The 14599-nt window shown below is 61.9% G+C and carries 12 protein-coding genes; 9 read left to right on the forward strand and 3 right to left on the reverse strand.

All coding sequences use genetic code 11. From position 1 onward, the window contains the following. Positions 1-145: 145 nt before the first annotated feature. Positions 146-730: a LysE family translocator gene (locus tag ACCO56_RS13215; RefSeq protein WP_433641219.1), complete on the forward strand. Its 585-nt coding sequence runs from the start codon at positions 146-148 to the stop codon at positions 728-730. Between the two features lie 151 nt (positions 731-881). On the opposite strand, the gene ACCO56_RS13220 is transcribed toward ACCO56_RS13215, so the two are convergent. Beyond that, on the reverse strand, positions 882-1994 hold the full coding sequence (locus ACCO56_RS13220) for an MFS transporter (protein ID WP_433641515.1): 1113 nt from the start codon (positions 1992-1994) through the stop codon (positions 882-884). 387 nt (positions 1995-2381) lie between these two features. Here ACCO56_RS13220 and ACCO56_RS13225 point away from each other — a divergent pair, with 387 nt between their 5' ends. Beyond that, a complete protein-coding gene (locus tag ACCO56_RS13225) occupies positions 2382-3893 on the forward strand; it encodes a winged helix-turn-helix domain-containing tetratricopeptide repeat protein (RefSeq protein WP_433641220.1) in 1512 nt (503 codons plus the stop codon). Positions 3894-4229: 336 nt separating this feature from the next. Here ACCO56_RS13225 and ACCO56_RS13230 read toward each other — a convergent pair whose 3' ends face one another. Next, positions 4230-4886, reverse strand: a complete 657-nt coding sequence (locus tag ACCO56_RS13230) for a glutathione S-transferase family protein (protein ID WP_433641221.1) — start codon at positions 4884-4886, stop codon at positions 4230-4232. Between the two features lie 128 nt (positions 4887-5014). After that, complete coding sequence (locus ACCO56_RS13235) at positions 5015-5806, reverse strand: IclR family transcriptional regulator (RefSeq protein WP_433641222.1); 792 nt, start codon at positions 5804-5806, stop codon at positions 5015-5017. Positions 5807-6063: 257 nt separating this feature from the next. Between ACCO56_RS13235 and ACCO56_RS13240 the strand changes: the two genes are divergently transcribed. From ACCO56_RS13240 to ACCO56_RS13270, 7 genes are all read left to right on the forward strand, one after another. Then, entirely contained in the window at positions 6064-6966 is a 903-nt protein-coding gene (locus ACCO56_RS13240; protein ID WP_433641223.1) for an amidohydrolase family protein, read from the forward strand. A 16-nt stretch (positions 6967-6982) separates the two neighbouring features. Next, positions 6983-7951, forward strand: coding sequence for an ABC transporter permease (locus ACCO56_RS13245; RefSeq protein WP_433641224.1), 969 nt, complete (start codon positions 6983-6985; stop codon positions 7949-7951). 7 nt (positions 7952-7958) lie between these two features. Beyond that, on the forward strand, positions 7959-8852 hold the full coding sequence (locus ACCO56_RS13250) for an ABC transporter permease (RefSeq protein WP_433641225.1): 894 nt from the start codon (positions 7959-7961) through the stop codon (positions 8850-8852). Further along, positions 8849-9685 (forward strand): ABC transporter ATP-binding protein, encoded by an 837-nt coding sequence (locus tag ACCO56_RS13255; protein WP_433641226.1) that lies wholly within the window; start codon positions 8849-8851, stop codon positions 9683-9685. Before ACCO56_RS13250 ends, ACCO56_RS13255 begins: the two co-directional genes overlap by 4 nt. After that, positions 9682-10752 carry an oligopeptide/dipeptide ABC transporter ATP-binding protein gene (locus tag ACCO56_RS13260; RefSeq protein ID WP_433641227.1) on the forward strand — a complete coding sequence of 357 codons (1071 nt, stop codon included), beginning with the start codon at positions 9682-9684 and terminating at the stop codon, positions 10750-10752. Before ACCO56_RS13255 ends, ACCO56_RS13260 begins: the two co-directional genes overlap by 4 nt. A 32-nt stretch (positions 10753-10784) precedes the next feature. Beyond that, positions 10785-12371 (forward strand): ABC transporter substrate-binding protein, encoded by a 1587-nt coding sequence (locus ACCO56_RS13265; protein WP_433641228.1) that lies wholly within the window; start codon positions 10785-10787, stop codon positions 12369-12371. Positions 12372-12452: 81 nt separating this feature from the next. After that, entirely contained in the window at positions 12453-14570 is a 2118-nt protein-coding gene (locus ACCO56_RS13270) for an acetate--CoA ligase family protein (protein ID WP_433641229.1), read from the forward strand. Positions 14571-14599 lie beyond the last annotated feature (29 nt).

Here is a 14599-nt window from a genome sequence, read left to right on the forward strand (position 1 = left end):
GGGAAGTTCTGCTGCCCAGGCAATTGCCACCCGTTGACGGGCGGTATTGCCACTCTAGTTCCGACCGGGAGTTCCCAACCCGGAGGAGCAGTTCATAGCCCCCGAACTTTGGATAGCATTTGTCGGAACGGTTGTCGTTCTGCAGATGCCCCCGGGACCAGACAGCGTGCTTGTGATGGCGCGTGGAATTGGGCAGGGGCGCGGAGTCGCGCTGTTCACCGTGTTGGGAATGACGGTCGGCGCGGGGTTGGTCCAACTTCCTTTGATCGCACTTGGCGTCTCCTCTCTCGTACGAGCTTCCCCGCTCGCATTCTCGATGCTCCAATGGACCGGAGCGGCCTATCTCGTTTGGCTGGGTCTAAAGCTGATCTTCAAGTCGCCAGATGTTCCGGCCCTGGCGAAAACAAACCCGGTCAAGCCGCTTGCGGCAGCGCGCGAAGGCATGATCGCCAATCTGCTCAATCCGTGGCCAATAACCTTCATGGTTGCGTTCCTGCCTCAGTTTGTTGATCCGAGTGGCAGCTCCGTCACGTTGCAAATGTTACTGCTCGGCGCAACTCAGAAAATGACGGGCGTTCTTGTGTTGGGAACCTATGCCTTGGCATCGGGCAGCATCGGTGCCTGGATGAAGACGCGCCCCCGCGTCCAGCTTTGGCAGCAGCGGGTGGCTGGTTGTTTCATTGTCTGCCTTGGCATCCAACTGGCCTTTGGCAATAGGATCAGCCGCTAACGAAACGCGCCGCATGTTTGGTAAAGTAGAAATTGGACAGGTGCTGGAAACAGGCACGGCCTTTCGAATTGTGAAATCTTCGACAATCATACGGGCTCCATTTTGGTGGCACCCGGCATGACGTCGACGTGGCACGAGGCAAGTGCCGCGGTCAGACCCGCCGGCGCTCCGCCATCAGAAACACCGCCAGTGCACAGCACAGCAGGCCAAGGGACAATGGCAATCCCTGATGTCCGATCAGTTGCATCGCCAAGCCTGTCGCGGGCGAGCCCACGATGCCGCCGATCCCCCATGCGAACGCGAAAGCCGCGTTACCGGCAATCAAGGCTTGACCGGTGAAACGCTCGCCGAGTTGGATCAGCGACATGGTGTAGATCCCGAACGAGACCCCGCCCCAGGCGAAAAGCAGTGGCCAGATGAGCCATGAGTTGAACGCCAACGGCAGCAGCAGGCAGCCGGCCAATGAGGCCAGGACACAGAACAACATGGTCTGGGCCGAGCCAAGCCGTTCGGCCAAGCGCCCGAGCCAAATCTGCAACACGGCATCGCCCGCGATGAAACAGCCGATGAGCGAAGCGATGCGCCCTTCAGCGCTGTCGAACGCGGCTCCATAGACCGCGAACAAGGAAATCAGTGTCTGTTCGAAGGCGGCTGCGGCGAAAACCGCGAACATCAGCAGCGGCGCCAGTGCGAAGAAGCCGCCAACCGATACTGCCTTGCCTTCATGGGCCCTTTTCGGCAGGCGCGGCACGACCGCAAGCACGAACAGGGCGCAGAGAAGGAAGGCCACGATGCCTATCATGAAGGGCGCCCAACCTTGCGTGCCGACCAGGCCGAGCGACAGCGGGCCGATGGCGAAGCCACCCGAAACGATCGATGAATAGAGACCCATGATGCGGCCCCGGCGCGATGGCGGCGTGATCGAGATCAGCCAGGTTTCGCAGATCACGTAAGGCGGCTTCGAGAAGAAGCCGAGCAGGAACCGCAGCGGCATCCACGCCCAGACGTCCTGCGTCCAGGCAATAGCGGCGAGGGTAAGCGCGGTCAGGATCGAACATAGGATCGCAAGCCTGGCCCCACCCACCCGCCGCGCCAGTGCCGGCGTGAACGCTGCGGATACAATGAAACCCAGCGGCGTCATCGCCGCCGACAAGCCGATCAGGCCCGGCGACGTCCCCTGCCGCTCCAGGATGAAGCTTAGCAGGGGATAGAGCACCCCTTGTGCCAAGGCGCCCATCGTGACGGTCGCAATGATGCCCGCCATTGCGGCCCATGGGATCCGATCCTCTCGCGGTGATGTGGTGCTTTCTTGCCAGAAGGGCTTGGCGATCTCTGCCTCGACCTGCTGTCTCGTCAGGCCGATATCGTCGATCAAATGGGGATTGGCCTTCGACATTTGCTCAAGGTCCCAGCGAAAGCGTATCCGTTCGTTCCAGGTCGCTACAACGCTTCGCAGGGTCGGACTGCAGCTCCGACGCGACACTTCCGCCGGCTTGACGCGGGACGTATCGTTCATCGCAGCCTCCATACGGGTTTGAGGGCTCTGGCCCTCGACCTGAAAGAGGATGACTACTGCAGGATGCGAACAGCGCCGTAATTAAGCTCTCCCAAATAGTTCCAAAAACTTCCAAACGGGCTATAGATGCGCCCCATGCAGGCATCGCGCTTTGCCTTTGGTCCGTTCGTGCTCGATCCGGGTGCGGGAACGCTCCTTCGGAACGATGTTCCCGTCGCCGTTAGCTACCGCGGGCTAAAGTTGCTTGCGGCGCTGGTCGGACGGCCCGGCGAAATCCTGGGCAAGGCCGAGTTGATGGACACGGCGTGGCCGGGCATGGCAGTCGAGGAAGGCAACCTCACCGTCCAGATCGCGCAACTGCGGAAGCTGCTCGGCCCCGCCGCCAACGGCGGTGAATGGATCATCACGGTTCCGCGCGTCGGCTACCGCTTCACCGGGGCCGTTGAACAAGCCGGTGGCGCAATGCGAGAACCTTTGCCGCCGCCCGACAAACCGTCGATAGCCATTCTGCCTTTCGTCAATGTCAGCAACGAGCCCGAGCAGGAATTCTTCGCGGATGGATTAACCGAAGATCTGATCACCGATTTGTCCAGGCACTCCGGCCTATTCGTCATCGCGCGCAACTCGGCCTTTGCCTACAAGGGAAAGGCGATGGACGTGCGCGGGATCGCCGAGGACCTTGGCGTGCGCTACCTGCTGGAGGGGAGCGCACGGCGCGCCGGCGGGCGGGTGCGCATCAACGCACAGCTCGTCGACGCGACAAGTGGCGATCATCTATGGGCGGAACGCTTCGATCGCAGCCTGGACGATATCTTTGCCGTCCAGGACGAAATCACAGGCAAGATCGTGGAAGCGTTGCTCGGGCGGCTGCGCGCCCAGCCGCCGCGGCGCAATCGGCCCAGAAATATCGAGGCCCACGATCTTTGTGTGCGGGCGCGCAAGCTCATGGATGATTCACCGCAGGCGGCGCGGGAAGCGCATCTGATGCTCACGCGCGCGGTTTCGCTCGATCCGCATTACGCCGAGGCTTATCGCTGGCTTGCCGTAAACCACTGGATGGGATGGATACATAGCGGCGGGCCAGCCGAACCTATCCGTAGTGCGGCTTTGGAACTGGCGCGCAAGGCTGTAGCGATCGATCCCAACGACGCTGGCTGTCGCTGGATCCTGGCGTACCTGCTTGCATACGAGCGTAGCTTCGCCGAGGCGGATGCGGAATTCGCCAAGGCGATCGAGCTCGATCCCAACGAGGCCGATACCTGGGCGGCGCTATCCGACATCGCGGTTCTTGCCGGGCGGGTCGAGGAAGGCCTCGAGCACATCCGCAAGGCATTCCGATTGAACCCGTTTCCGGCAAGTTGGTACTACCTGACTCTCGGCCAGGCGCAATATGCAGCCGGTGACTACGAAGCCGCTGTCGAGACGCTGAGCAGAGAGGAGACCTATCGTACAAGCTCACGCCGTTTCCTGGCGGCAAGCCTTGCCCAGTTGCGCCGGCTCGACGAGGCGCGCGCGGAGGTCGAGCTGTTCCTCGTCGGCAACCCGAATTTCTCAATCCGTCATTGGGCCGCGACGGAGCCATTCCGCGACGATGCGACGCTCGAGCATTTCGTCGACGGCTATCGCAAGGCCGGTCTTCCGGATTGACGCGCCGGCGTGACCTCCCAAACGGCCAGTCACCTGCGTGTGACAAAACCTGGCGAGAACCTCACCGGGGTTTTGCACAGCGCCTGGGAAACACCGACCTCTTTGTGGCATGGAACGCCGCGCAGGTCCTCATGGTGGTTGCAGAACCCGGTCGGGACGATCCAGCCTGGTTCCCCTGGATTAGCTTTAACAACCTGATCACGACAGGCTGGGCAAGGGCAGGGCGCGCCCTTGCAGTCGCCGTGGACAACACGACGAACGGCTCGGTTGAGGCGGTTGCGGACATTGCCAGCCAACGTTTGGCGCCTAAAGCCGGGCATTCGTTCCGATGGGGCCTCATCGGCCGGTCGATGCTGCAGCGGTGAAAGCCGCCAATTGAGCATCGAAAGCACGCTTGAAGGCCGGCCGTGCTTCGCCGCGAGCGACATAGGCGGAGAGATTCGGATATTCCGCAAGTATCCCCGATCCGTTCAACCTCCGCAGCACCGCCACCATCAGAAGATCACCGGCGCTGAACGCACCGTCGAGCCAGTCGGCATCGCCCAGGCGGCGGGAAAGTTCGCCCAGCCGGCCACGGATGCGATCTTCGACGACAGGCAGGCGCTGCTCGTACCAGGTCTCGCCGCGCTCCAGGAGCGTAGCGATTTCCCGATCAACGATCGGCGGCTCCAGCGTGCTAAGCGCAGCAAACATCCATGTGATGGCGCGCGCCCGGGCGTTCGCGTTGTCCGGCAGCAAGCCGCGATGCCGCTCCGCGATATGGAACACGATTGCTCCCGACTCGAATAGGGCGAGATCGCCTTCTTCATAGGTCGGAATCTGCCCGAAAGGATGGAGCGCACGATGCGCGGGTTCCTTCATCGCGCTGAACGAAACAAGACGCACGTCGTAAGGTTGGCCCACTTCTTCAAGCGCCCAACGGACACGCATGTCACGTGCCTGTCCCTTGCCGCGGTCGGGCGATCGTTCAAAGGCTGTGATGGTTGGGGTCATTGGATGGCTCTGGATCATTGCCTGGCACTGCCGAGAATGATGTACGAAGTGAAACGATCTTTCTCATGGTTGGCTACCCGGTTCTTACGTTTTGCATCCAGAGGACGAACAAGCGGCGCGGCTCCCCTTCAGGGCTTTATGAAAGAGAACTGATTTCGAACACTCTCCGCCAGGTACTTCAATCTTGGCGCAACCTCTTCCTCGATCTGGTTGCCGCTGAGCCGGAAGATCGGGACGCGGCAGTTCATCGCGAAGCATTCGCCGTTCTTGTCTCGCAGGAGAGGCACTCCTGCGGAATGCGTACCGGGAATCCAGGTTCCCCGCACCACCGAAAAACCGCGGGTGCGACAGGATTCGACGCCCTCGGCAAAGGCATCACCATACTTCGCCCAGAGTTCGGGCGATGACACCCGCATTTCTTCGAGCTTCGCCGCGTACTCGGCCTCCGTCAGCTGCGCGCACAGCGCGTGGCCGATAGTGGCCGGCAGCAGCGGGCCGATCGTGCCCAGGTCTTGCGAAGTCCATACGTTCTCGTTGACGCGCGACGTCTCGATGTAGACGAAGTTGGCGCGATCGATGACCCCGATGGAAACTGTGCCGCCCAGGTCCTGGGCCAGCTTCTGCATTGACGGGCGGGCTATCTGCAGGATTTTTGCGTCCGCGAGAAGCGGGTTGACCAACATGAGCGCTCCCCAGCTCAGCCGAAATTTTGACCTGTCCTGCTTGAGGTATCCGAGCTTCACAAGGGTGTAGGTCAGCCGCGCAACAGTGGCCCTATTGATCCCGGTCTGCGCCGCGATTTCCATGTTGCTCATCGAGATGCGGTTCGGGCGAAAAGCCCTCAGGACCTCAAGCCCCTTGGCAAGCGTGGTAGCAAATCCTGTGTCGCGCCCGATCTCGCCCCCGACCTCGTCGTCCACCAATGCGCCTCCCGAACCTTCCGCAACGGAGCGTGTGTTGCGCCGCATCATCCATACAAGTGCTGGCTTTTCAACCACATACGCCAGCATCAATGCCGTGTTGCACAATATATTTGTATAGCAATGCCAGAAATGTCAACATAATGAACATATTTGATTGGCTTTGACAAACATATTGACACAACGCTTTGAGTGCAGGAACCTACATCCATCCAGCTGGAGGCATTTCAGTGGTGGGAATATGGGAGGAAGGCCAAATGACACGTGTGATCGATATGGAGATTGGGCTTCCACGCTCGGAGGCAAACCCCGAGCTAGACCGGATCGCCCATGGCCGACCGGGCACGCCATTTGCGCAGCCGCTACCACGCCCCCAGGGCTATGGGTTCGACAATTACGCCCGGGTTTTTCGCGCAAGAGAGCGCGGTGATGCGGAGGCAGCGCCCGAGCCCGATGGCGGAATCAAGCAACTGGTAGAAGACATGGATCGCGCCAACATCCAGTGCGGTCTGCTCGTGGGCGCCGAGAACAGCGCAACCGGCAAGATCCACGCTCAGTATCCCGGGCGCTTCTTCACTTTCGTGACTTTCGATCCCACCGACGGAATGCGTGCGGTGAGGGAGTTCGAGAGGCTCGTCAAGGACGAGGGCGCCAACGGCCTGCGTCTGTCGGCGCTCTATAATGGTGTCACAGCAAACGACCGCCGCTACTATCCGCTCTACGCCAAGGCTGCGGAGCTCGACGTTCCGGTACGTATCTACACGGCGATGAACTACGCCAACGATCGGCCCTATGATCTCGGACACCCGCGCTATCTGGACGACGTTGCAGTCGATTTCCCCGAGCTGCGGATCGTGGCCGGTCTCGCCGGGTGGCCCTGGGTCAACGAGATGGTAGCGCTGCTGCGTCGGCATCCGAACCTCTACGTCGACACAGCAGCCCATCACCCGCGCTACTTCGCCCAACCCGGCTCAGGCTGGGAGCAGTTCATGCAGTTCGGCAACACGCTGCTTCAGGACAAGGTCATGGTCGGCCTTTCTCGATACCTCTTCGGCGCGTCCTTCGAGTCTCTCATCGAGGACTACAAGAACCTGCCATTGAAGGAGAAGGTCATCGAGAAGTGGCTGTACGGAAACGCCGCCAACTTCCACCGCCTCTGAGCCCCGGGAGGCGAAGATGCTTCGCTTCATGCTCCAGCGTGCCCTCTATGCGCTGCCGCTGATCCCAGTGGTTATCATCGTAATGTTCGTATTGCTGCACCTGATCCCTGGCGATCCGGTGCAGTCCCTGGTGGGTGACTACCCGGTCCCGCCTGCGTTCAGGGAGGCGATCGAGGAGAAATACAGGCTTAACGAGCCGCTTACAGTGCAGGTCGGCAGTTATCTGATCTCGGTCCTGCAAGGAGATTTCGGCTTCTCCTACCAGCATCAGCGGCCCGTGCTCGATCTCGTCCTCGAGCGGGCACCGCGGACCATCCTGCTTGCGTCGGTCGGTTTCGCAGTGGCGATCCCGCTCGGCATGCTGGTAGGCGTGCTCAGCGGAACATCGCGGAACCCGCGCACCGATAACGTGCTGACCACGACAGCTCTCGTCGCCTACGCAATTCCGACCTTCTGGTTGGGACAGTTGCTCATCATGTTCTTCGCACTGCGGCTCGGCTGGCTGCCTACCCAGGGAATCGGGCCGCTCGTCTCGCGCGCCCACGGCTTCGATTGGATCATGGAACGTGCACGCTATCTCGCGCTTCCCGCTCTCGCTTTCGCCATTCACGAGGGCATGCGCTTCGCCCGGATCATGCGTGCCAGCGTCATCGACACGCTCGCGCAGGGCTATGTCATCACAGCGCGCGCCAAGGGCCTCAGCCGCAACCAGATCGTCAGGCGACATGTGCTGCGTAATTCCAGCCTGCCGCTGGTCACGATCGCCGGCTACGCTTTCGGCTCGGCACTCGGCGGCGCGGTGCTACTCGAAACGGTCTTTACCTGGCCGGGGCTCGGCCTGCTGCTGGTCGATTCCATCCGCCTTCGCGACAACCTCACGGTCGTCGGCGTGGTCATCTTCTCGGCGATTGCCGTGATTGTGATGAACCTCGTGGTCGACATTCTCTACGCGCTGCTCGATCCGCGCATCCGGACGGCGAGGTGACGGTGTCATGAGCGCATCCTTCCAAGCACCCGCAGCCCCCGTTAAACATACGGCCCGCTGGCGCCAGATGACCGGCAATCTGATGGGCACGCGCCACGGCGCAATTGGCGCGGTCATTCTTGGAACGTTGGCGCTGATCGCGATCCTGGCACCTGTCCTGGCACCGTTCACGCCGCTCCAGCAGACTTCCGGGAGTCTCGCTCCGCCATCTGCCCAGTTTCTGTTCGGCACCGACAACATCGGGCGCGATCTGTTCTCGCTGATCCTGTATGGCGCACGCTCGTCGCTGCTGGTGGGCATCGGTGCGGCGCTCGCCGCGCTGCTGGTAGGCGGCACGATAGGCATCCTCGCCGGCTACTTCCGAGGACCGGTGGAAGCCGTGATGATGCGCGTCATCGAGCTGTTCCAGACGCTTCCGGTCATCATGCTGGTGCTGTGTGCCGTGGCATTGTTCGGTTCCAACTTCTGGCTTCTGATCACAGCAGTCGCTCTGGCCATCTGGCCGTTGGAGGCGCGCCTTATCTACGGCCAGTTCATCAAACTGCGCGAGCGCGATTTCGTTGCGGCTGCGCGCGTCGCGGGCCTGTCTACCCGCCACATCATCTTTCGCGAGATCCTACCCAATGCTGCGCAGCCGGTGATCGTGCAGATCGCGTTGGATGCCAGCGTGGCGATCCTCATCGAGGCTGGTCTCGGGTTCCTCGGCCTTTCCGATCCTTCGATGGTAAGCTGGGGCCAACTGCTCTTCGTGGCGCAGGACTACATGGACAGCGCCTGGTGGATGAGCGTTTTCCCCGGTGCTGCAATCTGCATCACCGTGGTTGGGCTCAACTTGTTCGCCGACGGGCTCAATGAGGTGTTCGATCCGCGCAGCACGCGTGGTGTGGGAGGACTTCAATGAAGGTTTCCCTTAGCCCTGCCGTGCCGCCGCCGTTGCTCCAGGTGCGCAATCTCAAAGTGCATTTCCGCGTCGGGGATCGGCTTGTCCGTGCCGTCGACGATGTCGACTTTGACGTGAATGCGGGTGAATGCGTTGGCGTGGTGGGCGAATCGGGGTCGGGCAAGAGCACCCTGATCCGCGCGATCTCCCGCTTGATGCTGAACCTGCGCGTCGATCAGATCGCGGGCGATGTACGTTTCGAAGGTCGCGACTTGCTCGCCATGCCGGATCGCGAGCTGCGCCTTCTGCGGCGTTCCCGCGGCTTCTCGATGATCTTCCAGGATCCACTCGGCTATTTGAACCCAACGCAACGCGTGGGGCGACAGATCGCCGAAGCGCTTTCTCCAGATGCTCGCAGTCGCTCGGAGAGCAGTCGCGTCAACGACCTGCTCGATGAAGTCGGGTTCCCGGATCCAAAGTCGGTCGCGCGGCGGTATCCGCACGAACTATCAGGAGGCATGCGCCAGCGGGTCATGATCGCCATGGCGCTTGCCAGCGACCCAAAGCTTCTGTTCGCCGACGAACCCACGACCGCTCTGGACGCGACGGTCCAGTTGCAGGTGCTCCAGATGCTCTACCGGCTGCACAAGAACCGGAACATGGCCGTTGCGATCATCACCCATGACCTCGGCGTGGTCGCCGAGATGTGCGATCGCGTCTACGTGATGCAGACCGGCAAGGTGCTGGAATCGGCTTCCACGGTCGATCTGTTCGAGCGTCCTCAGCATCCCTATTCGGCTCGGCTGGTCGACCTCAGCGCCCATCGCACTGACGAGACGAGGGCTCGCGCATGACTCAGCCCATCCTCAGTCTCTGTGGCATCGCCCGCAGCTACAGGAGCCGCAAGACCAGCGGGTGGGGCTGGACAACTGTTCATGCGGCGGTGGACGTGAACCTGGAGGTGCGCGAAGGCGAGACGCTGGCAATCGTCGGAGAATCCGGCTCTGGCAAGAGCACGCTGGCCAAGCTGTTGCTGATGCTGCAGCCGCCGTCAGGCGGGGACGTCAAGTTCCACGGCGTTTCACTGGCTCGCCTCGACAAGCGACAGCGCGAGGAATACCGGCGGCAGGTCCAGGCGGTATTCCAGGATCCGGCATCCTCGCTCAACCCCATGATGACGGTCGAACGGACCCTCGGCTACATCGTCCGCCGCTACGAACTGGCAAGCCGGGCAAACGAACGAACTTTCATCCAGAAGCAACTCGCCTCCGTCGGCCTGACCCCGGCCGAGCAGTACCTCGACCGGTTTCCGCATCAGCTTTCGGGGGGCCAGCAACAGCGTATCGCAATTGCACGGGCCATGATGCTGGAGCCGAAGGTGATCATTGCAGACGAGCCCCTGTCGAGCCTCGACATGTCGATCCAGGCCCAAGTCCTGCGGCTTATGATGGACCTGCGGAAGCGCACGAATGTGGGTTTCGTGGTGATCAGCCACGACCTCGGCGCGATGCAGTCGATCGCCGACCGCACGGCGGTGATGTATCGCGGCCGCATCGTGGAGATCGGCGCGGATGTCTACACGCGTCCCGTCCATCCCTATACGAGGCTTCTGCTCGACGCGCGGCTGGCGCCCGACCCGCGGGCAGGGCGCATCAGATCGCTCGCGGCCGAGCGCCCGGTTCCACCCCGCGCTCTTAAGGGTGCCGGAGGCTGCCGCTTCAGGAATCGCTGCCCTTCCGCCATCGAAAGATGCGCAGCCGAGGAACCTGCCCTGCGCCCCGTCGCTGGCGGGGCGACGCAGGTTGCCTGCCATCGCGCCGAAGAACTCATGGGATTGGTTGCGGCGTCCGCATCCAAAAAGCCGTCCCCGTCGAGGGAAGGAACAGTGCCTACACTGGTCAACAAGGGAGAGAGACAGTGAAGCAGTGGTATCCAGGGAAGACCGCAATCCGAGTGTCTGCAGCGGTGCTCGCTGCCGGCATCAGCGTATTTGCGATGACGGCTCGTGCGGAGGAGGGGACGCCCGAAAAGGGGGGCACCGTCATTGCGGCGTTGAACTCGACGACCATTCCGACCCTCAACACCCAGCTCACCTCTTCGGTGCCGGCACTGTTCGCGGCCGACGTGTGGGCCGATGGCCTGATGACCTACGACCGGGAAGGTAACCGACTGCCGCGCCTGGCGACATCGTGGGAGGCTTCGGAGGACGGCAAGACCTATACGTTCAAGCTACGCGAAGGCGTAAAGTGGTCGGATGGCCAGCCTTTCACGGCCGAAGACGTCGTGTTCACCCTGAAGGCATTCGGCAAGTACAATACCTATCTCACGAAGCTCATCCCGCTTGTCGAGGATGCCTCCGCACCCGACGCCACGACTTTCGTTCTCAAGCTTAAGCAGCCGCTGACGGCGACGCTCGATCTCTTCGACAAGGAGGTCTTCCCGCTGATGCCGAAGCACATTTATGACGGCCAGGACGTGGCCACCCATCCGGCCAACCTGGCACCCGTCGGGCTCGGACCCTTCAAGTTCGACAGCTGGCAAAGCGGACAGTCGATCACCTTCGTGCGTAACGAGAACTATTGGGATCAGGGCAAGCCCTATCTCGACTCGGTCATCTTCGCGCTGATTCCGAATCCGCAGCAGCGGCTGAACGCCATCATCAATGGGGAAGTGAACTGGTTCCGGCCGGAGGTGTCGCAGGTGAAGGCTACGCAGGAGGCTGCCGAGAACGGCAAGTTCAAGGTCGTCCAGATCGTCAACAACGCACCCGAGACGGCCGTCGTCGACCTCAACTTGACGCGAGAGCCTCTCACGAACGCCAAGGTGCGTCAGGCGCTCTTCCATGCCATCGACCGCGAGCGTATCGCGCAGGACGTCTATCAGGGGCTTGCCAGCCCGGCGAAGAACGCCATTCCGACCCAGTTCAAGGAGCTCCACGATCCGTCCGTCGATTACGACAAGCTATATCCCTTCGACCCGGAGAAGGCCGGCAAGCTGCTCGATGAGGCAGGGTACCCGCTGAAGGACGGCAAGCGCTTCAGCCTCGAGCTCGCCGTCATCTCGGTCCAGCCTTACAATTCCGTCGCCCAGGTGGTGCAGTCGCAATGGTCGGCGATCGGCATCGACGTGAAGCTGGCCGCGCTCGACCAGCAGATCTGGACCAACAAGGTCTATAAGAAACGCGACTTCGACGCATCGGTTATCTCGCTCACCGGGCGTACCAATCCCGTCCTCGGCGTAGACCGCAGCTTCGTGTGCAACGAGGGCAGCGTGCCCTATGCCAACCCGACCGGCTATTGCAACCCTGAGTTCGATGCCGCTGCACTGGCCGCCTCGGCCGCGCCTCTCGGCAAGCAACGCGAACCCTACCGCAAATACGCCGAGATCGTCGCCCGCGACCTGAACCAACTGCAGCTCACCAACGCGCAGGTCTACGAGGCGGTGACGACGAACCTGAAGGGGCTCGATGCCCAGTTCAACTTCTCGTTCAACACCCATCCCAACTGGGCGGAAGCGTGGCTTCCGGCCAGCGAGCAGTAACCACCACCACTTTCCCCAGATGGGCGAGCCATGCAGCCATTCCGGCTGCATGCGGCCTCCTTGCGACCAAAGGACACGACATTGCATATAGACGTCTCTTCCATGGTGCGGCCTCGTTCGGTCGCAATTATCGGCGCGTCCGCGAAGCGGATGACGCAAGGCAATGTGGTCATCAGCAATCTCAAGGACTGGGGTTACAAGGGCGCGGTACTCCCGGTCCATCCGCAGGCGAAGGAGATCGACGGTCTGTCTGCAGTGAACAGCGTGGCCGAACTGCCGTCCGAGACCGATCTAGCCATCGTCGCCATTCCGGCGGCACAGGTGAAGCCGATCCTGGACGAGCTCGAGGATAGTCCCGTCCGCTCCGCAATCGTCTTCACCAACGGCTTCTCCGGCGAGGAAGAGCGCTCCATCCGCGAGATGAGCGGCAGGAGCCGCCTCATCGTCCACGGCCCCAACTGCATGGGCCTGGTGAACTTTACCGATTCCATCCCGCTTTACCCGTCGCGACCTTCCTTGCGACTGCGTCCCGGCAAGGTCGCGCTGGTGGCTCAGTCGGGCTCGGCCGCGATCTCTGTCATGAACTCCACCGTGGCTGGATTGTCCAAGGTCGTGACCATGGGCAGCGAGTTTCATGTCGGTGCCGCAGACTACATCCGTTGGCTGGCCGACGACGATTCCACGACCACGATCGGCGTCGTCGCCGAGTCGATCAAGGACCCAGTCGCACTTGCCCTCGCAGCGGAGGCGGTCCACGCGGCCGGCAAGTCGTTAGTCGTACTGAAGGTGGGGCGCACGGCTTCCGGCTTGGCAGCAACGCAGGCTCACACCGGAGCGCTCGTCAGCGACAGCGACGCCTACAACGACTTCTTCCACTCCACCAATATCGCCACTGTGGCCGATTATGACGAACTGATCGCGTCCCTGGAATGCGCGGCCATTGCCCGGAAAATGGTCGGCGGTACGGATCTCGGCATCATCGGCATCTCCGGCGGACAGACCGCGCTTGCGTGCGACGTTGCCGAACTGAACGGCATTGGCGTAGCAACCTTCGGCGAGGCAACGAAGCAGCGGCTGCTGAAAGCGTTGCCCGGCGGTTCCGGCAGCAATCCGATCGATTTCGGCGCAACCGTCAATGTCGACGACCGCGATACACCAGAGGCTATCGCCGCCGTGTTCGATGACCGGAATGTCGGAGCGGTCGTTGCCTTTCAAGACACCCAGGAGAGCCTGAACCCGGCAACGCTGGCGAACTACATGGGCATCCTGAACGTCTATGCCGAAACTGGCAGCGCCGCTCCGAAACCAATGGTCGTCGTGTCGCCGACGTCGGAGAATGTAGATCCGGGTGTGCGCGACCTGCTTGCAAGGCACAACGTGCCGCTGATCCGTGGCTTGACGCCCGGCCTTCGGGCTGTTGGTAATCTGCGGCTTGGCCGCAAGGACATAGCTGGCGCCTGGGCGAAGGAGCGAAGCCCAGGCCGCGAGCCATTTCATCCTCGGGCCAGTGAGATCCGCGCCGAGCTATCACGTCTTTCAGGTCCGCTTAGCCCGAAGCGCAGTTTCCGTATTTTGCATGAGTACGGGCTGCCGGTCGTGAGGTCGATTATTGTCGGCGAGGCGGATGAGGCCGCAGAACGCTGTGGCGAGATCGGTTTTCCGATGGTGGTGAAGGTCGCGGCGCGGGACATCCAGCATCGCTCGGATGTCGGCGGCGTGGTCGTGGGAGTTGGGGATGTGGAGAGCCTGCGCGAAGCGATCGCTCGGATCGGTAGGAACGTCGCGAAGGCCAGACCTGGCGTCGTGATCGACGGCTACGAATTACAGGAGCAAATCGTCGGCGGTGTCGAGGCCATGGCCGGATTTACCGCCGCCGAGCCGTTCGGCCCGTTGGTGGTGGTCGGGAGCGGTGGGACTCTGGTCGAGGTGATGGCCGACCGTGCCGTCAAGCTCGCGCCGTTCGACGAGGCCACCGCGACGGAGATGCTGGCAAAAACAAAACTGGCCAAGGTGCTTAGCGGACATCGAAACCTGATCCCCGTGACCGACCTCTCCCATCTGGCGGATGCTGCGGTGAAGCTGTCGCAACTCGCCAGCGACCTGCGTGGCATCATGATTGCCTGTGACATCAACCCGATTGTGGTTCGCAAGGGGACCGGTGACGTACGCATCGTCGACGCGCTTTGCATCTGCGCTTGAGGCTTGGATACTCCCTCTGATTATGCCCC

Origin of the sequence: Mesorhizobium sp. 1B3, assembly GCF_050958605.1 — a bacterium.
GTDB lineage: Bacteria > Pseudomonadota > Alphaproteobacteria > Rhizobiales > Rhizobiaceae.